This window comes from Actinosynnema pretiosum (genome assembly GCF_002354875.1).
In the GTDB taxonomy this organism is placed as follows: domain Bacteria; phylum Actinomycetota; class Actinomycetes; order Mycobacteriales; family Pseudonocardiaceae; genus Actinosynnema; species Actinosynnema auranticum.
This window is the reverse complement of sequence record NZ_CP023445.1, coordinates 23,443-42,653: the sequence shown is the minus strand read 5'-3', so window position 1 is coordinate 42,653 and position 19,211 is coordinate 23,443. Positions and strand designations below refer to the sequence as shown.

16 protein-coding genes, 1 tRNA gene and 1 pseudogene are annotated in these 19,211 nt (G+C 72.3%); 10 read left to right on the top strand and 8 right to left on the bottom strand.

Annotated elements, in window-relative coordinates; all coding sequences use genetic code 11:
- Positions 1-125: 125 nt before the first annotated feature.
- Positions 126-1,508, bottom strand: a complete 1,383-nt coding sequence (locus tag CNX65_RS00200) for a helix-turn-helix transcriptional regulator (RefSeq protein WP_096490949.1) — start codon at positions 1,506-1,508, stop codon at positions 126-128.
- A 217-nt stretch (positions 1,509-1,725) separates the two neighbouring features.
- On the opposite strand from CNX65_RS00200, the gene CNX65_RS00195 reads away from it, so the two are divergent.
- On the top strand, positions 1,726-2,049 hold the full coding sequence (locus tag CNX65_RS00195) for a hypothetical protein (RefSeq protein ID WP_096490948.1): 324 nt from the start codon (positions 1,726-1,728) through the stop codon (positions 2,047-2,049).
- Between the two features lie 13 nt (positions 2,050-2,062).
- Positions 2,063-2,425 (top strand): hypothetical protein, encoded by a 363-nt coding sequence (locus CNX65_RS36560; RefSeq protein WP_012782673.1) that lies wholly within the window; start codon positions 2,063-2,065, stop codon positions 2,423-2,425.
- A 372-nt stretch (positions 2,426-2,797) separates the two neighbouring features.
- Here the strand turns inward: CNX65_RS36560 and CNX65_RS00185 are convergent, their stop codons facing one another.
- The 3 genes from CNX65_RS00185 to CNX65_RS00175 form a co-directional block, all read right to left on the bottom strand.
- Positions 2,798-3,565 carry an SDR family NAD(P)-dependent oxidoreductase gene (locus CNX65_RS00185; RefSeq protein ID WP_096490947.1) on the bottom strand — a complete coding sequence of 256 codons (768 nt, stop codon included), beginning with the start codon at positions 3,563-3,565 and terminating at the stop codon, positions 2,798-2,800.
- A complete protein-coding gene (locus CNX65_RS00180) occupies positions 3,562-4,728 on the bottom strand; it encodes an MFS transporter (protein WP_096497530.1) in 1,167 nt (388 codons plus the stop codon). The genes CNX65_RS00185 and CNX65_RS00180 overlap by 4 nt, the downstream gene beginning before the upstream one ends.
- A gap of 137 nt (positions 4,729-4,865) precedes the next feature.
- The gene (locus CNX65_RS00175) at positions 4,866-6,125 is read right to left on the bottom strand and encodes a family 1 glycosylhydrolase (protein WP_096490946.1); all 1,260 of its coding nucleotides are present in this window, start codon (positions 6,123-6,125) and stop codon (positions 4,866-4,868) included.
- A 119-nt stretch (positions 6,126-6,244) separates the two neighbouring features.
- On the opposite strand from CNX65_RS00175, the gene CNX65_RS00170 reads away from it, so the two are divergent.
- Positions 6,245-6,877 (top strand): TetR/AcrR family transcriptional regulator, encoded by a 633-nt coding sequence (locus tag CNX65_RS00170; RefSeq protein WP_232519650.1) that lies wholly within the window; start codon positions 6,245-6,247, stop codon positions 6,875-6,877.
- Here the strand turns inward: CNX65_RS00170 and CNX65_RS00165 are convergent.
- Positions 6,874-8,061 (bottom strand): amino acid deaminase/aldolase, encoded by a 1,188-nt coding sequence (locus CNX65_RS00165; protein WP_096490944.1) that lies wholly within the window; start codon positions 8,059-8,061, stop codon positions 6,874-6,876. The genes CNX65_RS00170 and CNX65_RS00165 overlap by 4 nt on opposite strands.
- An 83-nt stretch (positions 8,062-8,144) precedes the next feature.
- Here CNX65_RS00165 and CNX65_RS00160 point away from each other — a divergent pair, with 83 nt between their 5' ends.
- On the top strand, positions 8,145-9,422 hold the full coding sequence (locus tag CNX65_RS00160; RefSeq protein WP_096490943.1) for a D-arabinono-1,4-lactone oxidase: 1,278 nt from the start codon (positions 8,145-8,147) through the stop codon (positions 9,420-9,422).
- Between the two features lie 212 nt (positions 9,423-9,634).
- Here CNX65_RS00160 and CNX65_RS00155 read toward each other — a convergent pair whose 3' ends face one another.
- From CNX65_RS00155 to CNX65_RS00145, 3 genes are all read right to left on the bottom strand, one after another.
- Positions 9,635-10,270 (bottom strand): NAD(P)-binding oxidoreductase, encoded by a 636-nt coding sequence (locus CNX65_RS00155; RefSeq protein WP_096490942.1) that lies wholly within the window; start codon positions 10,268-10,270, stop codon positions 9,635-9,637.
- Positions 10,271-10,320: 50 nt separating this feature from the next.
- Entirely contained in the window at positions 10,321-10,941 is a 621-nt protein-coding gene (locus CNX65_RS00150; RefSeq protein WP_012782665.1) for a hypothetical protein, read from the bottom strand.
- 444 nt (positions 10,942-11,385) lie between these two features.
- Positions 11,386-11,468: transfer RNA gene (locus CNX65_RS00145), tRNA-Leu, on the bottom strand.
- A 114-nt stretch (positions 11,469-11,582) separates the two neighbouring features.
- Here CNX65_RS00145 and CNX65_RS00140 point away from each other — a divergent pair.
- The 6 genes and pseudogenes from CNX65_RS00140 to CNX65_RS38245 form a co-directional block, all read left to right on the top strand.
- On the top strand, positions 11,583-12,836 hold the full coding sequence (locus tag CNX65_RS00140) for a DUF3662 and FHA domain-containing protein (RefSeq protein WP_096490941.1): 1,254 nt from the start codon (positions 11,583-11,585) through the stop codon (positions 12,834-12,836).
- Positions 12,837-12,886: 50 nt separating this feature from the next.
- Positions 12,887-13,351, top strand: coding sequence for an FHA domain-containing protein FhaB/FipA (locus CNX65_RS00135; protein WP_012782663.1), 465 nt, complete (start codon positions 12,887-12,889; stop codon positions 13,349-13,351).
- Entirely contained in the window at positions 13,348-14,772 is a 1,425-nt protein-coding gene (locus tag CNX65_RS00130; protein WP_096490940.1) for a PP2C family protein-serine/threonine phosphatase, read from the top strand. The genes CNX65_RS00135 and CNX65_RS00130 overlap by 4 nt, the downstream gene beginning before the upstream one ends.
- Positions 14,773-14,775: 3 nt before the next feature.
- Positions 14,776-16,239 carry an FtsW/RodA/SpoVE family cell cycle protein gene (locus tag CNX65_RS00125; protein ID WP_096490939.1) on the top strand — a complete coding sequence of 488 codons (1,464 nt, stop codon included), beginning with the start codon at positions 14,776-14,778 and terminating at the stop codon, positions 16,237-16,239.
- A complete protein-coding gene (locus CNX65_RS00120; RefSeq protein WP_096490938.1) occupies positions 16,236-17,702 on the top strand; it encodes a peptidoglycan D,D-transpeptidase FtsI family protein in 1,467 nt (488 codons plus the stop codon). The genes CNX65_RS00125 and CNX65_RS00120 overlap by 4 nt, the downstream gene beginning before the upstream one ends.
- Positions 17,702-18,766: pseudogene (locus tag CNX65_RS38245) on the top strand (serine/threonine-protein kinase); the annotation flags it as partial. The gene CNX65_RS00120 and the pseudogene CNX65_RS38245, both read left to right, overlap by 1 nt.
- Positions 18,767-19,211: the final 445 nt, after the last annotated feature.

Below are 19,211 nucleotides of genomic sequence, written 5' to 3'. Positions count from 1 at the left end.
CCTCGGCGCCGTTCCCGGCCCCGGCCTCGGCGCCGATCCCCGCGCCGCCGCCCTCCGCACCGCTCCCAGCGCCGTCGCCCGCGCCGTCGCGCCCGGACCCCCGCGGAGGTCCGAGCCCCGACGCCTCAGGCCGCGCTGTCGGTGCCGGTGAACTTGGAGACGCGTTCGGCGAGCTCACGGGCGTCCTGGTTGTTGCGGCGCTTCTGCGCCTCGCCGAGCAGCGGCTTCATCCGGTCCTTGGTGCGGATCGACTTCAGGCTCTCGGACAGGTCGAGCGCCTGGCGCCCGACCTTGGAGCCGTGGTCGAGGTCGCCCTGGAGCAGGTGGTTGATCGACAGCGAGATGAAGTTGAACGACTTGCTGCGCGTCATGTCCTCGCCGTAGCCGCCGATCGCCTTGGACAGCGCCGGGATGGCCGTGCGGGTGTACTTGACGTCCACCGTCTGGGCCAGCTCGGTGTGCACCGTGCCGACCATGGCGGACAGGTCGTTCGCGTCGAAGAACCGCGCCCACGCGGGCGCCTCGGCGACGTTGGCCCTGGCGAACTCGTCGCGCGCCCTGCCGAGCAGCTTGAGCGCCTGCGTGTCGGAGCCCATCTTCGCGTAGGCCCACGCCTCGTTCGCGCACAGGATGCCGACCGCGAGCTCGGAGCCGGAGTTCTGCGCGGCCAGCTGGCCGAGCTGGAACACCTTGAGCGCGTCGTCCGGTGCGTCCTGGTGCAGGTAGACGCGGCCCATCCGGTACAGGATGTTCGCGACCAGCTCCTCCTTGCGCCCCTGCTTGGCCAGGCTGAGCGCCTGCCCGAAGTGGTTGCGCGCCGAGTCGTACAGCCCGGTGTCGAACGACGTCCAGCCCGCCAGGTTGTGCAGGTCGGCGAGCGCGACGTACAGCCGCTCCTTGACCAGCTCGGTCGCGTTCGCGCCCAGCATCTGCTGCCCCCAGGACAGCTGGGCGACGACGGCGTCGCGGCAGGAGCCGCCGCCGTACTGGTAGTCCAGCGTGCGCAGGGCCTTGGTGGCGGCCTCGACCTGGCGGACGTCGGTCATGCCGATCCGGCCGGGGGCCGGGGTCTGCGCGGGAGAGCCCGTCCAAGACCCGGAGTCCGTGCCGAACACGGCCGCACCGACGGTGATGGCGGCGGCGTGCGCGAGGAACTTCCTTCGCTTCACCGACTCGTCCTCCTCAGAATGGGGTGCCTCCGCCGTGGCGGCCACCCGCACTGCCGTGGCCTCGTCGTAGGCGAGGCCCATGTATCCCCTGGGGACACCCAAGCCGGTGGCGATCCTGGTCAGGACGTCGTAGGCCATGACCTGACGACCCTTGAGGATCTCCGACACTTCGGACTGCGACTGACCGGTGAGCGCCGCGATCTGGCGCTGCGACACGCCGTGCCTGCGCAGCAGCCGGTAGACCGTGCTGATCTCCCGCTTGGCCAGGGCGTCGCGCATCTCCTGCTGGTCCCAGACCTCGGGCGTAACAGGAGAGTTCGACGAACCGATGGTGTTCAATTGCGCCCCCTCACAGTCCTTACCGGGCGTCAACGGCAGAGTAGGGGCATTCCACCAAGTGCGAGAAGTGTCGATCGGCGAGGCTGATCGGCCCTACTGAACTCCGTTGACCGCTTACCGTGGAACGGGCACCGGCCACCGCTGGAGTGCCCCGCTCCGGGTTGAATCATCGCAATCTAGGTTCCGGTAAGCGAGTGAACTCGGAGAGGGACACGCGGTGGATCTGATCGAGCAGGCGGTGACCACCCGGCGCGGTGGCGTCGCGGGCGAGGTCGTCCTCGGGGTTTCCCCCTCCACTTCCCTGTCTATCCAGGAGCCGACCGACCTCGGCTCCGGATGGCGCGGCTCGACCGGGCAGCGTCGTCGGTGGTGCTCCAGCCCCGACGGCGTGGACGGCCGGGACCGCAGCTCCACCGCCCGGACCTCCGGGGGCCCCGCGCCCCTGGTCGGCCCGACCGGTGGGGCGGCGGTCCTTTCGGCCGACCGACTCGTACAGCTCAGGGCAGCGCTACGCGAAGCCGCCGAGAAGGCGGAAAGGTGACGGTGACGTTTCGGTGGACGAGATCCTCGGTCAAGTTCTTCGCAACGCGGTCTGGGAACGGTTGGACCTGCTCACGGAGCTGGCCAGCCAGGCCGACGCCCCTTCCCTCCTGTCGGTGGCACGATCCGAGCTCCCTCGGTTGACCGAGGGATGGCGGGCACTGCTCGCCGCGCACGAACCGGACGACAAGGGCAACTGCCCCGAGTGCTCCGGTCGTTGGCGGCAGCAGAAGAGCCCCTGCTCGGTGTGGCGCGCCGCGTACGAACACCTGGTCGCGGGCGGACTGGCCCCGCGCCCGGCTCGGCACCTCCGCACGGCGCCGGTGACCCCTCCTGTCACCCGGTCGCGCCGAGGAGTAGCTGTCCGAGCCCATTAACGGGCGGTGGCGACCTGTCGTTCCCCCGACGCGACACGGTCGTCCACCCGCCTCACGCTGACCGGCGGTCCGGGACGTGCGAACCCCCGACCGCGACGAACGGGCCGCCGGTCAGCCTCACAACTGAACACCCGAGTCATCCGCGGACCGGTGTCGTGCACACCTTCCCTCCCGACCGGCGCCGGTCCGCGGGCACCAAGTCCGGCCCCGATGTCCGCTCCTCCCGCGCGGGCATCGGGGCCGGTTCCACGTCCGGGTTTCGCAATTCCGCACTTTCGCGTCCAGGGCCCTTTACGTTCCGCACAGTTTCCCGGTCACGCACTGTTCCCCCTTTTGGGGGCCATTCAGCGCACCCCGCAGAGCCGAACGCGTTCACCTGTGAACGCCGGTCCGCCACGCGAGATATGCGACAGCTCCAGGAATCACCCTTCCGACCAGGTCGAAGAGTTTGATCTGCCACGGGAAAACGACTTCGGAGCGTCCCCGCGCCACGGCCTTCACCACTTCGGCAGCCACCCGTTCGGGGGTCAGCGTGGGGACGAGCCTGCTGACGACCCGCGGGATGCGCTCGGCCGAACCGGGGTTGTTGTCGAAGTAGTTGGACCGCACCGCGCCCGGCACGACCTCGGTGACGCCGACCCCGGTGCCCCGTAGGTCCTGGCGCAGCGCGGCGACCAGCCCGCGCACCGCCCAGCGCGCCGCCGTGTAGCCGGTGGCGCCGGGGATGGCGATCCGCGAGGCGGGCGAGTTCAGGAAGACCAGCCGACCCGAGCCGCGCTCGCGCATGGCGGGCAGCAGCAGCGAGGTGAGCAGGGCGTACGAGGAGTACGGCAGGGCGGTCATGCCGCGCAGCTCGTCGGGCGCGGTGTCGTCCAGGAACAGCCAGCGGCCGATGCCCGCGTTGTTGACCAGCACGTCGACCGGCCCGACCTCCTCGGCCAGGGCGAGCACCAGCCGCTCGTCGGCGAGGTCGGCGACGTGCGCCACCGCCCACCCGCCGCGCGCGGTGATCCGCTCGACCACGGCCGCGAGCGCGACCGCCCCGCGCGCCACCAGGTGCACCTCGGCCCCCTCGGCGGCGAACCGCTCGGCGACGGCCGCCCCGATCCCCTGGGACGCCCCGGTCACCAGAACCCTCATCGCACTCCTCTGATCCGCGTGACGCACAGCGAGGCGACGAGCGTCGCCGCCGCCGAGAGCAGGAACAGGCCCCGGTAGCCGCCGAGGTCGACCAGCACCACCGACGCCAGCGCGGGGGCGAGCACCTGGGGCAGCGCGTTCGCGACGTTGACGACGCCGAGGTCCTTGGCGCGGTCGGTCGCGGCGGGCAGCACCTGGGTGAGCAGGGCCAGCGCGACCGCCCAGTAGGCGCCGAAGCCGAACCCGAGCAGCGGGGCCGCGATCAGCGCGGACCACCAGGTCGGCCAGGCGGCGAGCAGCAGCGCGGCCAGCGCCATGAGCGCGGCGGACAGGTGGACGCCGCCGCGCCTGCGGCCGGTGCGGTCGGAGCGGGCGCCGACGAGCACCGCGCCGACCACGAGCGCCGCGCCGTAGAGCAGCATCAGCACCAGCAGGCCGTCCTCGGGCGACGGGTGGCGCACCTCGTCGGCCAGGAAGAACAGCAGGTAGAGGGTGCCGAGCGCGTTGCCGAGGTTGATGGCGAAGTGCGCGGTCCACGCCCAGGCGAAGTCGGGGTGCCGCTTCGGGGAGACCCACAGCTCGCGCGCGACGAGCGGCGGACGGGCGGCGCGCGGCAGCCGGGCGTCCGGGGTGGCGAGCACGAACGCCAGCGCGCCCGCCACGACCAGCGCCGCGCACACCAGGTAGCCGGCGGTCTGGCCGGTGACCAGCACGGTCACCACGACGGCGCCCAGCACGGTGCCGAGCATCTGGCTGATGCCGACGAGCCCGCCGACCCTGGCCCGCTGCGCCACCGGCACCCGGTCGGGGACGCCGGAGGTGAGGCTGGCGAGCATCCCGTTGAGCCCGGCCTGGACCAGGCACCAGCCGAGCGCCATCGACCAGGTGGCGTCGGCGGCGGAGAGCACGGCCAGGCCGAGCGCGCCGACCAGCGCGCCCGCGAGGGTCCACGGGTGGCGGCGGCCGAACCGGGAGCAGGTGCGGTCCGAGGACAGCCCGATGAGCGGGTTGGCGATCAGCGCCACGGCCGCGCCCAGGGCGGTGACCAGGCCGAACACCAGCTCCTTCGCGTCCGGCGAGATCCGCTCGGCCTGCTGCGGGAGCAGCACCTGGATCGGGGCGTAGACGCCGAGCCACAGGCCGAGGTTGGCCAGGAACAGCAGGGTCGTCCAGCCCCGGCCGACCGGGGTGACCGGTTCGGCGAGCGGGTCGTGGGCGGTCGCGGCGGGGTCCGGCGTGGCGGGGTCCGGCGCGGCGGGGCCGGTTGTCGCCGGCTCCGGCGCGCCCGGTCCGGGGGCGCTCACCGGCGGATCCGGTCGCGGTACCAGCGGAAGGAGGCGCGCGGGGTGCGGCGCTGGGTGGCGTAGTCGACGTGGACCAGGCCGAAGCGCTGCGAGTACCCGGAGTCCCACTCGAAGTTGTCCAGCACCGACCAGACGAAGTAGCCCTTCGCCCCCGCGGCGATCGCGGCCTCGCTGTGGGCGGCCAGGTAGTCGACGCGCTCGGTGTCGTCGAGCGAGTGCGGGTAGCTGCACCCGCTCTCGGTGACGAGGACCGGCGGCAGGTCCGGGTGCCGGGCGCGCAGGGCGTCGATCATCTCGCCGAGCCCGGCGGGCACGACCGGCCAGCCGAAGCCGGTGACCGGGTGCTCGGTGATCGGGACCAGGTCGAACGGCAGCGGGTTGCCCGGTGACGGGGCCGAGAGCCGGGTCGGGTTGTAGTAGTTGACGCCGTAGAAGTCGAGCGGCTGGGCGATGGTGGCGAGGTCGCCGTCCTCGACCGGCAGCAGGTCGACCAGCGAGTCGGGGTAGCGCCCGGCGAGGACCGGGTCGGCGTAGAGCCAGTTGTGCAGGTCGGCGTACGCGCTCGCGGCGGCGGCGTCCTCGGCGGAGCCGGTGGCCGCCCAGGCCGGGGTGTGGTTGTTGGCGGTGCCGACCGAGGTGGCGCCCGCCGCGCGCAGGGCCTGGACGGCGAGGCCGTGGCCGAGGTTGAGGTGGTGGGCGGTGGGCAGCGCGTCGAACAGGAGCGCCTTGCCCGGCGCGTGCTGCCCGGTGGCGTAGCCGAGCAGGGTGACCATGGCGGGCTCGTTGACCGGGATCCACATCGCGACCCGGTCGGCCAGCCGGGCGGCGGCGGTGGCGGCGTAGTCGGCTAACCGGTGCGCGGTGTCCCGCGCGAGCCAGCCGCCCGCCTCCTCCACGTGGGCGGGCGTGTCCCAGTGGTAGAGCGTCGCGACGGGGGCGATGCCCGCGTCGAGCAGGTCGTCGACGAGCCGGTCGTAGAAGTCGAGCCCGCCGCCCGCGCTCCCGCCCCTGGCCGCCCGGCCGCCCTCGACGCGGGGCCAGGACAGCGAGAACCGGTACGCGTTCACCCCCAGCTCGCGCAGCAGCGCCACGTCCTCGGCGTGCCGGTTGCGGTGGTCGCAGGCCACCCGCGCGGTCTGTCCCTCGAACGAGGGAAATTCATCCCACACTGAGGGAAGCCTGCCGTCCTCGTCGAAGCCCCCCTCGATCTGGAAGGCGGAAGTCGAGACGCCCCAGAGGAAATCAGGTCCGGTCATGACACCTCCCACGAAACGTGAAACGGATTCACACAGTAGGCGTGTTGCGGTGTGGTGGGAAGTCATCGAGCCTTCGACCGGGCACTATGAAGGCCCCTACCAGTCCAGCAGGAGTCGCCGTGACTAGCACGACCCCCTTGCGCAGGCAGCCGGTGCAGCAGCGCAGCGCCAAGCGCGTCGAGCGGATGCTGGAGGCCTGCGCCGCGCTGATCGAGGAGGTCGGCTACGACGGGGTCACCACCACCCTCATCGCCGAGCGGGCGGGCGTCGCGGTCGGCTCGCTGTACCAGTTCTTCCCGGACAAGCGGGCCGTCGTGCAGGAGCTGACCCTGCGCAACCTGGAGCGGTTCATCCAGACCGTGGACGGCACGTTCACCACCAAGGCGCTGGCGCACTGGTGGGACGCGGTGGACTCGATCTTCGACGTCTACGTGACGATGCACCGCGAGGTGCCCGCGTTCAGCAGGCTGCACTTCGGCGACGTGGTCGACCTGCGGCTGATGGACGACCGCAAGGACAACAACTCCGTGGTGTCCGACCGGATCGCCGAGATGATCTCCAGCCGCTTCTCGATCCCCCTGGACGAGGTCAAGCTGCCGATCTCGATAGCCGTCGAGGCGGCGGACGGCGTGCTGGGCCTGGCCTTCCGCCGCGACCCGGCGGGCGACCCGCTCGTCCTCGACGAGGCCAAGGCGATGATCCGGGGCTACCTGTCCACCCGGATGCCGGGGCAGCCCCCGGCCACCGCCTAGCCGAAGGCCTTGCCCTCTCCCCGGTAGGTCGGCACGACGGCCTCGACCCGGTCCCCGCTCACCAGGTGGTACTCCGCGAACCGCTCGGCCAGCTCGCCCGCCTTCGCGTGGCGCAACCAGACCCGGTCCCCCAGCTCCAGCCGGTCCGCGGCCCTCCCGACGACCGGTGTCTGCACCTCCCCGGCGCCCTCCAGCCCGATCAGCTCCAGCCCGCTCGGCAGGTGCGGCGAGGGCAGCCGGTCCGGCGTCCCGGTCCCCGACGCCACGTACCCGCCCGCGAACAGCGTGGCGACGTTCTTCTTGGGCCTGCGCACGACGGGCAGCGCGAACAGCGCGGCCGGGCGCGGGCTGAACGCGCGGTAGGCGTCGAACAGGGTCGGCCCGACCAGCCCGGACCCCGCCGCCAACTCCGTCACCGACCGGTCGGCGCCGGTCGTCTCCAGGCTCCCGGTCCCCCCGCCGTTGACGAACTCCAGGTCGGCGACCCGGCGCACCGCGGCCACCGCGGCGGCCCTGCGCTCGGTCAGCTCCGGCACCGAGCGGCCCTGCATCCAGCGCACCGCGAGGCCCCAGGCGCGCCGTCCGGCCGGCGCGTCGCCGATGCCCGCCACCTGGCCCTCGTAGGCCATGACGCCGACCAGCCGGAAGCCCTTCCTGGCCACGACCGCGCGGGCGAGCCGGACGGCGTCGCCCTCGGTGTGCACCGGCGAGCGGCGCGGTCCGACGTGCACGCCGGGCAGCGGTCGCCACGAGACGTCCAGTTCGAGGCACACCCGGATCTCCGGGTGGTCCTCGCCGAGGGCGGCGTCGACCAGGTCGAGGTGCGCGGTCGAGTCGACCATGATCGTGACGCGCCGACGGGCCTTCTCGTCGGCGGCCAGCGCGCGCAGCGCGGCGTGGTCGACGGTCGGGTAGGCGACCAGCAGGTCCTCGGCGGTGTCGCAGGACGACAGCCAGAGCGCCTCGGGCAGCGAGTAGCACATCAGCCCGGCGTAGCCCGGCCTGGCGAGGACCCGGTCGAGCAGCGCCCGCACCCGGACCGACTTGCTCGCCACGCGGATGGGCTTGCCCCCGGCCCGCCGGACGAGGTCGGCCGCGTTGTGGTCGAACGCGTCCAGGTCGACGATCGCGAGGGGGGCTTCGAGGTCCTTGGTCGCCAGGTCGAGTCGCGTCCTCGGCTGCATGGGCCCAACGGTACGTCGAAAAAGCTTGAAAGGTGAAACGCTTTCACTTATCTTGTGTGGCTCTCCTCACACCGGAGGCGCAGATGGCACCCCCCTGGACGAACTGGGCGCGGACCGAGACCGCAGCCCCGATCCGGGTCGAGCACCCCACGACGGCGGAGGGGATCTCCGAAGTCGTCCGCACCGCCGACGCCGTCCGCGCGCGGGGCAGCGGCCACTCCTTCACCGGGGTCGCCGTCGCCCCCTCCGTCGCGCTCGACCTGGACCGCTGGACCGGCCTGGTCGACGTGGCGGGAGAGCTGGTGACCGTCCGCGCGGGCACCACGCTCCGGCAGCTCAACGAGCTGCTGCACCGGGAAGGGCTCGCGATGCCCAACCTCGGCGACATCGACGCCCAGACCATCGCGGGCGCCACCTCCACCGGCACCCACGGCACCGGCGCGGCGCTCGGCGGCCTGGCCACCACGATCGCCGCGCTGGAGGTCGTGCTCGCCGACGGCTCGCTCGTCCGCTGCTCCCCCGCCGAGCGCCCCGAGCTGTTCGAGGCGGCCAGGCTCGGCCTCGGCGCGGTCGGCGTGATCAGCACGCTGACCCTGCGCTGCGTGCCGTCGTTCGTGCTGCACGCCCGCGAGTACCCGGCCCGGCTCGACGCGGTGCTGGAGGAGTTCGACCACCTCACCGCGACCGAGGACCACGTGGAGTTCCACTGGTTCCCGCACGGCGACCGGGTGATCGTCAAGCGCAACAACCGGGTGGACGAGCCGTGCGCGCCGCTGTCCGGGCTGCGCCGGTTCTACGAGTACGACGTGATGGAGAACGCCGCGTTCGGCGCGGTGTGCAAGGTCGCCCGCGCGGTGCCCGCCGCGGCCAGGGGGCTCAACCGGGTGTGCGGGGCGCTGATCGGCGAGCGCGACTACCGCGACCAGTCGCACCGCGTCTTCACCACCCCGCGCCGGGTGCGGTTCGTGGAGACCGAGTACGCGGTGCCCCGCGCCGAGCTGCACGGGGTGCTGCGCGAGCTGCGCGCCGCCGTCGCCGGGCTGGAGCACGGGGTGATCGTGCCGGTGGAGGTGCGGGTCGCGCGGGGCGACGACATCTGGCTGTCCACCGCGCACGGGCGGGACACCGCCTACGTCGCGGTGCACCAGTACGTGGGGATGCCGCACCGGCGGTACTTCGACGCGTTCGAGCGGATCGCGCTGGCGGTGGGCGGCAGGCCGCACTGGGGCAAGATGCACTCGCTGGGCGCCGAGGAGCTGGCGACCCGCTACCCCCGGTTCGCGGACTTCCGCCGCGTGCGCGCCGAGGTCGACCCGGACCGGAAGTTCGGGAACCGGCACCTGGAGCGGGTGCTGGGCTGAGGCGGGCCGCCGGGCGCGGCACGCCCCGCGCCCGGCGGTGCGATCCGCGTCACACCCCTGTCCTGCGCGGGCGCCGACGGCGGGCGGACCGTGATCCAGCTCTCGGCGCGCCCCGGCAGAAGTGATCGGGATCTCAGCGGTCCGGGGCCCGCGCTCCGCGGAGCGGGGCCCCGGAGGGCGGCTGCCGGACCCGTCCGGCCGGCCGATGTGACCTAGATCGCGTCCTGGACCGGGGTCTCGCCGGAGATCAGCTCGTAGGTCTTCCCGACCGACGAGGGCCGCCCCAGCAGCGCCACGACCACGGCGGCCACGTCGGCGCGCGGGACGGCCCCGTCCCGCGCGTCCCCCTCGGTGAGCCGGACCGCGCCGGTCGCGGGCTCGTCGGTCAGCCTGCCGGGCCGGACGATCGTCCAGTCCAGGTCGCGGGCCTTCAGGTCCTCCTCGGCCGCGCCCTTGGCGAGCAGGTAGGCGTCGAACACCTCGTCGCCGGTGGTCCGGCCGATGCCCGCCGAGCTGATCTGCACGAACCTGCGCACCCCCGCCCGCTCGGCGGCGTCCGCCAGGAGCGCGGAGGCTCCCCGGTCCACGCTGTCCTTGCGCCCCACCCCGCTGCCGGGCCCGGCCCCCGCGGCGAACAGCACCGCGTCCGCGCCGGTCAGGTACTCGGCGACCGAGGCGACGTCGCTCGCCTCCAGGTCGCACAGCACCGGAACCCCGCCCGCCTCGGTCACGTCCGCGAAGTGGTCCTCGTTGCGGACCAGCGCGGTGGCCGCGTCCCCGCCCGCCGCCAGCAGCCGCTGGACGTGCAGCGCGATCTTCCCGTGCCCTCCCGCGATCACAAGCCTCATGCGGCCGACGCTAGTCGCCGCGCGGGCCCGCCACAGATCGGCGGCGCGGGTCAGGCGGTGGCCAGGACCCGCTCGTAGACCAGCTCGTTGACCCAGCGGGTGGTGGCGGTGTCCTCGACCGGCACGGTCTCGTTGCGACCGCAGACGTCGGTGGTCAGCTCGCTGCTCTCGTCGGCGAGCAGCACGTTCACGCCGTACCTGCGCACGCGCGGCAGGCAGTTGGCGAGGTAGTCGTGGCTCAGCGCGACCGAGGCGGGCAGCACGGCGGCGGCGTTGCCGAAGCGCGCGAAGGGGACGGCGGAGGCCAGCGCGGTGCGCCAGTGCCTGGCCACGGCCAGCACGCCGACGATGCGCACGGCGGCGGGCGGCACGCGGCCGTCCATCTCCGGCCACACCCAGGTGGAGACGGTGGCCCGGTCGACCTCGGGGGCCGCGCCGAGGCACAGCCGCTCGGCGTGCGCGTCGGCGATCAGGTCGGCGACGACCACGACCTTGCGGCCCATCAGGACCATCTCCGGCAGCACAACGCCGTGCCACCCGAGGCGGACCGCGGCGACCGTGGCCAGCTCCTCGACGGAGCCGGGCAGTTCGGGGATCGGGACCGCGGCGGCCGACGTGGCCTTCGCCTTCGCGGAGTCCGTGACCTCGATCCGTGCGGGTGTGCTGCTCACGCCAAAGCCTCCTCGGGAACCACGGCGGTCGATCCGCCGCGTTTCGACTCGTGCTCTGGATAAGGCGTACCAGTCGGAGTGCTGTTCGCCCCCCGCTCCGACCCGGCCCTGAGTTCAGCGGTTTCACCGGGTCGGTGACCGGTCGTTGACCGGTTCGCCGAATTCGGCCCGGCGGTGCTGCCGTCCGGGTGACGCGGAACCCTGGCAACGGCCCCGACGGGCACGCACAGGCACACCTCTGGCCTGGAATCCGATACGCGGCGGGCTCGAATAAGGGCGGCGAACCGCATCGACGACCGTTCACCGCTCGAAACCAACCGACCGCCGAGCACAGGGCCGTTCGAGTGACACACATCACTGCGCGTTTGCCCTTGGCGAACACCGGAAATCCTCCGGAAAGCCAAGAGGCCCACCCCCTGTTGGGGGTGGGCCTCCGGTATTCGGTGGGCGAGGGGGGAGTTGAACCCCCACGTCCTTTCGGACACACGGACCTGAACCGTGCGCGTCTGCCATTCCGCCACTCGCCCTGGCGACGAGGAGAACACTAGCACGATCTCCATCCGGATTACCAATTGGCCCGTGTCCCGCCTCCCCGGCCCGGATACGATCGGGTCAGAAGTCGACCGAGTCGGAGGGTTGCCGTGGGCCTCGTACAGCGCTTCGAGCGCCGTCTCGAAGGCATGGTTGGCGACACCTTCGCCAGGGTGTTCGGCGGCAACGTCGTCTCGCAGGAAGTGGCCCAGGCCCTCCAGCGGGAGGCGGATGGGAACATCCGGGAGCTGGCGGGCGGGCGGCTGCTGGCCCCCAACCACTACGTGGTCCTGCTCGGCCCTGAGGACCACGACAGGCTTGCCGGTGACGGCCAGGATGAACTACGCATCACCAAGTCCCTGGGCGACTCCATCCAGGAGCACCTGGAGGAGAGCGGATGGGATACCTATGGTGACGTCGTAGTCTCCCTGGAGCGCTCCGACGCGCTGCACACCGGTCAGTTCCGAACCCGCTCGTCCGTCGACCCCGACGTGAAAGTTGACAGCCGACGGTCAGCACCACCTCGCACTGCAGGAGACGGATCAATGAGCCAGCCTCCCGGCTACGGACAAGGACAGGGCCAGCCCGGCTACGACCCCTACGCGCAGGGCGGCTACGGCGGTCAGCAACCTGGCTACGACCAGCAGGGCTACGGCCAAGGTGGTCAGCAGCAGGGCTACGGCCAGGGCCAGCAGGGTTACGACCAGCAGGGCTACGGCCAAGGCGGTCAGCAGCAGGGCTACGACCAGGGCTACGGCCAGGGCGGCCAGCAGGGCTACGGCCAGCAGCAGGGCTACGACCAGGGCTACGGCCAGGGCGGCTACGGCGGCCAGCAGCCCGGTTACGACCAGGGCTACGGCCAGGGCGGCCAGCAGGGCTACGGCCAGCAGCAGGGCTACGACCAGGGCTACGGCCAGGGCGGCGCCGGCTACGACCAGGGCGGCCAGGCCGGGTACGGCCAGCAGGCGGCGGGCTACGACCAGGCGGGCTACGGCCAGCAGGCCGCGGGCTACGACCAGGGCTACGGCCAGCAGGCGGGCTACGGCGGCGCCCCCGCGGGCGGCGCGCAGCGCCAGCTGAGCGCGACGCTGCACCTGGACGACGGGTCCAACCGGACCTACAACCTGAAGCAGGGCGGCAACGTGGTCGGCCGCGGCCAGGAGGCCGACTTCCGGCTCCCCGACACCGGCGTCTCCAGGAGGCACCTGGAGATCACCTGGGACGGGCACAGTGCCATGCTCGCTGATCTCGGCTCGACCAACGGCACGACGGTGAACGGGACCCCGGTGCAGACCTGGCAGCTCGCGGAAGGCGACGTCGTCCGCATCGGCCACTCGTCGCTGGTCTTCCGCACACAGGGCTGAGGTCGAGACGGGTGACGTGACGGCACTCAAGTCAGGAGCGGTTACAACCGGTGCCAGAGCTGGTGATGCAGCTGACCAGAGCGGGGTTCCTCATCCTGCTCTGGTTGTTCGTGTTGGCTGCGCTTCGAGTGGTGCGTTCCGACCTCTACGCGGCGTCGGGGCTGAGGGTCCCGACGCCGTCGATCAAGAAGGGGTTCAGGGGGGCAGGCAAGGGCGGGGCGAAGGCGCCCCGGCAGCTCGTGGTCACGCAGGGGGCCCTGTCGGGCACCCGGATCACGCTTGACGGGAAGCCGATCATGATCGGCCGGGCCGACGACTCCACGCTCGTGCTGGACGACGACTTCGCGTCGACCCGGCACGCGCGGCTGTCGGCGCGCGGTGACGAGTGGTTCGTGGAGGACCTGGGGTCCACCAACGGCACCTACCTCGACCGCGCGAAGGTCACCAGCCCGGTCCGCGTCCCGATCGGCTCCCAGATCCGGATCGGCAAGACGGTGATCGAGCTGAGGTCATGACCCTCGTCCTCCGATACGCGGCCCGGAGCGACCGGGGCCTGGTGCGCCAGAACAACCAGGACTCCGTGTACGCGGGCCCCCGCCTGCTCGCGCTCGCCGACGGCATGGGCGGCCACGCCGCGGGCGAGGTCGCCAGCAAGGTCGTCATCGCGGCCCTCGCGCCGCTCGACGACGACGAGCCGGGCGACGACCTCCTGGGCCAGCTCCGCGACGCGGTGATCAACGGCAACGGGGCGATCTCCGAGCTCGTGCAGAGCGACCCCGACCTGGACGGCATGGGCACCACGCTCACCGCCGTCCTGTTCGCGGGCACCCGCCTCGGCATGGTGCACATCGGCGACTCGCGCGCCTACATGATGCGCAACGGCACCTTCAGCCAGATCACGCACGACGACACGTTCGTCCAGTCGCTGATCGACGAGGGCCGGATCACCGAGGAGGAGGCGGCCACGCACCCGCAGCGCTCGCTGCTGCTGCGCGCGCTGACCGGCCACGAGGTCGAACCGCGCCTGATGGTGCGCGAGGCCAGGCCGGGCGACCGCTACCTGCTCTGCTCGGACGGCCTCTCCGGCGTGGTCACGCTGGAGACCCTGGACGAGGCGATCCGCATCCCGGACCCGCAGGCGTGCGCCGACCGGATGATCGAGCTGGCGCTCAAGGGCGGCGGTCCGGACAACGTGACCGTGGTCGTGGCCGACGTCGTCGACGTCGACTTCGGCGAGAACGCCCCGATAGTGGGCGGCGCGGCCGGTGACGGCGGGGACGACCCGCCACCGCCGGACTCGCCCGCCTCGCGGGCCAGCTCCATCACCGGGCCCCGGCCCGCGCCGCCGAGGCAGGAGCAGCCGCCACCGCCGCAGCAGGACCCGAAGCGCAAGCGCAAGGGGAAGCTGAAGGCGCTGGCGCTGGTCGTGCTGGTGCTCGCGCTGCTGGCCGCCGCCGGTCTGGGCACCCGCTGGTGGGTGATGCGCCAGTACTACGTGGGCGCGTCCCAGGACGGCCAGGTGTCGGTGTTCCGCGGCGTGACCGGGAGCGTGCTCGGCTTCGAGCTGAACACGGTCGTGGAGGGCTCGTGCCCGCCCGGCTCCCAGGGCTGCGAGCCGATCTCCCTGGACGACCTGAAGGTCTTCATGCGGGACGAGGTGAGCAGCGGCATCACCGCCGTGGACGGCCTGGAGGGCGCCCGCGAGGCGATCCGCAGGCTGCGCACGGAGCAGCTGCTGCCGCTGTGCGCCGACCCGCTGACCAGCACCCCGGCCCCGCCCACGACGACGACGGGCTCGGCGACGAGCGCCGAGCAGCCGCCGCCGAGCGGTGACCAGGACCCGTCCTCGTCGGCCCCGCCGACCACCACCACGGAGGGCACGCCCCTCCCCACGCTCGCGCAGACGCCGGGCACGGACTGCCGGAAGGGTCAGTAGCCGATGGGTTCGCCGGGCACCGGCGCGGGGGACACCCCGCTCGCGAGGGCGAGCGGAACGTCGCCGGGGTTGAAACCGCCACCCACCAAGCGGAGCACCGAGCTCTTCCTCCTGGCCTTCGGCGCGGTGCTGGTCACCGCCGCCCTGGTGCTGGTCGAGGCCAACCAGGAGAAGGAGCTCTCGCTCAACATCATCTGGTACGGCCTGGCCTACCTGGTGATGCTGGCCGTGACCCACCTCGCGGTGCGGACCTGGGCGCCCTACGCGGACCCGGTGATCCTGCCGTGCGTCACGCTGCTGAACGGGATCGGCCTGGTGATGATCCACCGGATCGACCTGGGCATGGCCGACGTGGTCGTCGACGGGGAGGCCTGGTCGGCCGCCGCGCCGAAGCAGGTCATGTGGACGGGCCTGTCGCTGGTGCTGTTCTGCGCGGCGCTCAAGCTGCTCAAGGACCACCGCACGCTGGCCAAGTTCGGCTACGTCTCGGGCCTGATCGGCCTGGTCGCGCTGATCCTGCCCGGCGTGCTGCCCGGCTTCATCGCGCCGACGATCAACGGCGCGAAGATCTGGCTGCGCTTCGGCGGCGTCTCGATCCAGCCGGGCGAGTTCGCGAAGATCCTGCTGATGGTCTTCTTCGCGGCCTTCCTGGTCTCGAAGCGGGACCTGTTCACCATCGCGGGCCGCCGGTTCCTCGGCATGGACCTGCCGCGCGCCCGCGACCTCGGCCCGCTGATCGCCGTGTGGGCGGTCGTGGTGTCGGTCATGGTGCTGCAGAAGGACCTCGGCTCGTCGCTGCTGTTCTTCGGCATCGTGCTGGTGCTGCTGTACGTGGCGACCGAGCGCGCGGTGTGGATCATCATCGGCACCGCCCTGTTCATGGGCGCCGCGGTCGCGGCCTGGCGGATGTTCACGCACGTGCAGACCCGCGTGGACAACTGGGTCGACCCGTTCGCGGACCCGTCGGGAGCCGGCTACCAGATCGTGCAGTCGCTGTTCGGCTTCGGCACGGGCGGCCTGTTCGGCGCCGGGCTCGGCGGCGGGCGCCCCGACCAGATCCCCGAGGCGAACACCGACTTCATCGCCGCCGTGATCGGCGAGGAGCTGGGGCTCGTCGGCCTCACCGCCGTGCTGCTGCTCTACACGGTGTTCGCGCTGCGCGGCCTGCGCAACGCGCTGGCGGTGCGCGACACGTTCGGCAAGCTGCTCGGCGGCGGCCTCGCGTTCGCGGTGGCGTTCCAGGTCTTCATCATCATCGGCGGCGTCATGAAGCTGATCCCGATGACCGGCATCACCGCCCCGTTCCTGTCCAAGGGCGGCTCCTCGCTGCTCGCCAACTACGTCCTGGTAGCGCTGCTGCTGCGCATCTCCGACGCCGCGCGGTCCCCGCAGGCGCCGGTGAAGCCGCGCGTGCAGCAGCCCGCGATCGCCGACCAGTTCACTGTCATGGTGGAGCGACCGAAATGAACACCCCGCTCCGCCGAGTCGGCGTCGCGATGATGGTCATGATGATGATCCTGCTCGCGAACGCGACGTACGTGCAGGTGATCAAGGCCGAGGAGTACCGGACCAACGCGTACAACGTCCGGGGCAGGCTGGAGATGCTCTCCCGCGAGCGCGGCAGCATCATCGCCGCGGACGGGACGCCGCTGGCCACGGTCACGCCGATCCCGGACAAGGACCGCTGGCAGCGGGTCTACGCCAACGGGCCGATGTACCTGCCGGTGACCGGCTACCTGTCCAACACCTACGGCTCCAACGGGCTGGAGCGGGCCGAGAACGACCTGCTGATCGGCGAGGACGACCGGCTGTTCACGCGCAGGCTGTCCGACCTGATCACCGGCCGCGACCCCAAGGGCGCGAGCCTCCAGGTGACGATCAACCCGAAGGCGCAGCAGGCCGCGTACGAGGCGCTGGGCGACCGGACCGGCGCGGTCGTGGCGATCGAGCCGAAGACCGGCAAGATCCTGGCGCTGGTGAGCACGCCCTCGTTCGACCCGAACAAGCTGGCCGTGCAGGACGGCGAGGAGGAGAAGGCGTACTGGGCCGAGGTCACCCAGGACAACGCGGCGCAGCCCGACGCCAACCGCGCCCTGTCCTGGACCTACCCGCCCGGCTCGACGTTCAAGCTGGTCGTGGCGGCGGCGGGCCTGGAAGAGGGCATGGACAAGTCGACCCAGGTCGACGCGCGCCCCACCATCACGCTGCCCGGCACGAACACCGAGCTGCCGAACTTCAACGGCAACAACTGCAACAACGGCGTCAACGCGACGCTGGAGCAGGCGATCGCCGAGTCGTGCAACACCGCGTTCGCGAAGCTGGCGGGCGACCTCGGCACCGCGAAGCTGCGCGAGCAGGCGGCGAAGTTCGGCATCGACGACCAGAAGTTCCAGGTCCCGATGACCACGGCGGCCTCCACGATCGGCCCGATCCCGGACCAGGCGGCGCTCTTCCAGACCGGCATCGGCCAGCGCGACGTCCAGGTGACCCCGCTGGCGAACGCGGTGATGGTCGCGACCATCGCCAACAAGGGCGTCCGGATGAAGCCGTACCTGGTGGACAAGATCCTCGGCACCGACACGGCCACCGTCGACGAGACGAAGCCGGACGAGGTCGAGGAGGCCATGTCCGAGGACAGCGCCCAGCTGCTGACCGAGATGATGATCGCCGCCGAGAACAAGGCGGGCGGCACGGGCAAGCTCAGCAACATCCAGATCGCCTCGAAGACCGGCACCGCCGAGTGGGGCGCGGGCTCGACCCCGAACCCGCACGCCTGGTACACCGCGTTCGCCCCGGCGAACGACCCGCAGATCGCGCTCGCCGTCATCGTCGAGAAGAGCGGCGGCCAGAGCGGCGGCAACGCGACCGGCGGCCGGGTGGCCGCGCCGATCGGCCGCGCGGTGATCAGCAGCTACCTCGGGAGCAGGTGATGCTGTCCTCCGGCCAGCTCCTCGCCGAGCGGTACCGCCTCACCAGGCGGATCGCCGTCGGCGGCATGGGTGAGGTCTGGGAGGCCGCCGACACCCGGTTGGACCGCAACGTCGCGGTGAAGGTGCTGAAGGCGGAGCTGAGCGGGGACGCCGAGTTCCTGAACCGGTTCCGCATCGAGGCCCGGACCACCGCGTCGCTGAACCACCCCGGCATCGCCGGGGTGCACGACTACGGGGAGACGGCCTCCGAGCCCGACGGGCCGGAGGACACCGCGTACCTGGTGATGGAGCTGGTCGAGGGCGAGCCCCTGGCCGCGATCATCGCCAGGGGGCGGATGAACGCCGAGCGGGTGCTCGACGTGCTGGAGCAGGCGGGCACCGCGCTGCAGGCCGCGCACGAGCGGGGCCTGGTGCACCGGGACGTGAAGCCGGGGAACATCCTGGTGACCCCGGACGGCAAGGTGAAGATCACCGACTTCGGCATCGCGAAGGCGGCTGACGCGGCCCCGGTGACCCGGTCGGGGATGGTGATGGGCACCGCCCACTACATCGCCCCCGAGCAGGCGACCGGGCACGACGCGGAGCCCGCGAGCGACGTGTACGCGCTGGCCGTGTGCGGTTACGAGTGCCTCGTCGGGCACCGGCCGTTCCGGTCGGAGAACGCGGTGACCGTGGCGATGATGCACATCAGGGACGTCGCGCCGCCGCTGCCGCCGGACGTGCCGCCCGCGGTGCGGGCGCTGATCGAGGCGACGCTGGTCAAGGACCCGAGGCAGCGGTACCGCAACGGCGGCGAGTTCGCCTCGGCGGTGGCCGCGGTGCGGGCCGGTCAGCCGCTGCCCGCGCCGTCCGGGCTGGCGATGGCGGTGGGCGGGCCGCAGCTGGCTCCCCCGCCGCAGGCGCCGCCCTCGCAGCAGCTCCCCGTGCAGCAGTTGCAAGCCCAGCCCATGCAGGCGCAGCCCGTGCAAGCGCAGTCCATGCAGGTCCAGCCCCTGCAGGCCCAGCCCATGAGCGCGCCGCCGATGCCGCAGCAGCCGATGCCGTCGCAGCAGCTCCCGGCGCAGCTCGCGCCGCCGCAGCAGCTGGCGGCTCCCCCGCCGATGGCCCCGCAGCAGCTCACGCCACCGGCGCAGCTCACCCACCCCGGCATCCCCGTGACGCACCCCGGTTCGCGTCCGGGGATGCAGCCCATCCACCCTCCCGCGGCAGGCCCGCACACGGGTGCTTTCCACCCGCCGGGCGCTCCGGGCCGGCATCCTGGACGCGGTCGCCCTCTGCTGTGGGTTATGGTCGCCTTCCTGGTGATCGCGCTGATCGCACTCAGCGTGCTCATCGTGCGCGAGATCGCGGGGGACGATGGGGTGCCCGGCGGTCCGAGCCCGCAAGGCAGCACCCCCTCCGCGAGCAGGGCCGCTCCGGAGGACGCGACCGACCGGTTCCCCGGCAGGCCCACGGTGGAGATCACCGGGGCGGACTACCTCGGCGCGCCCGCGGACGAGGTCGCGGCAA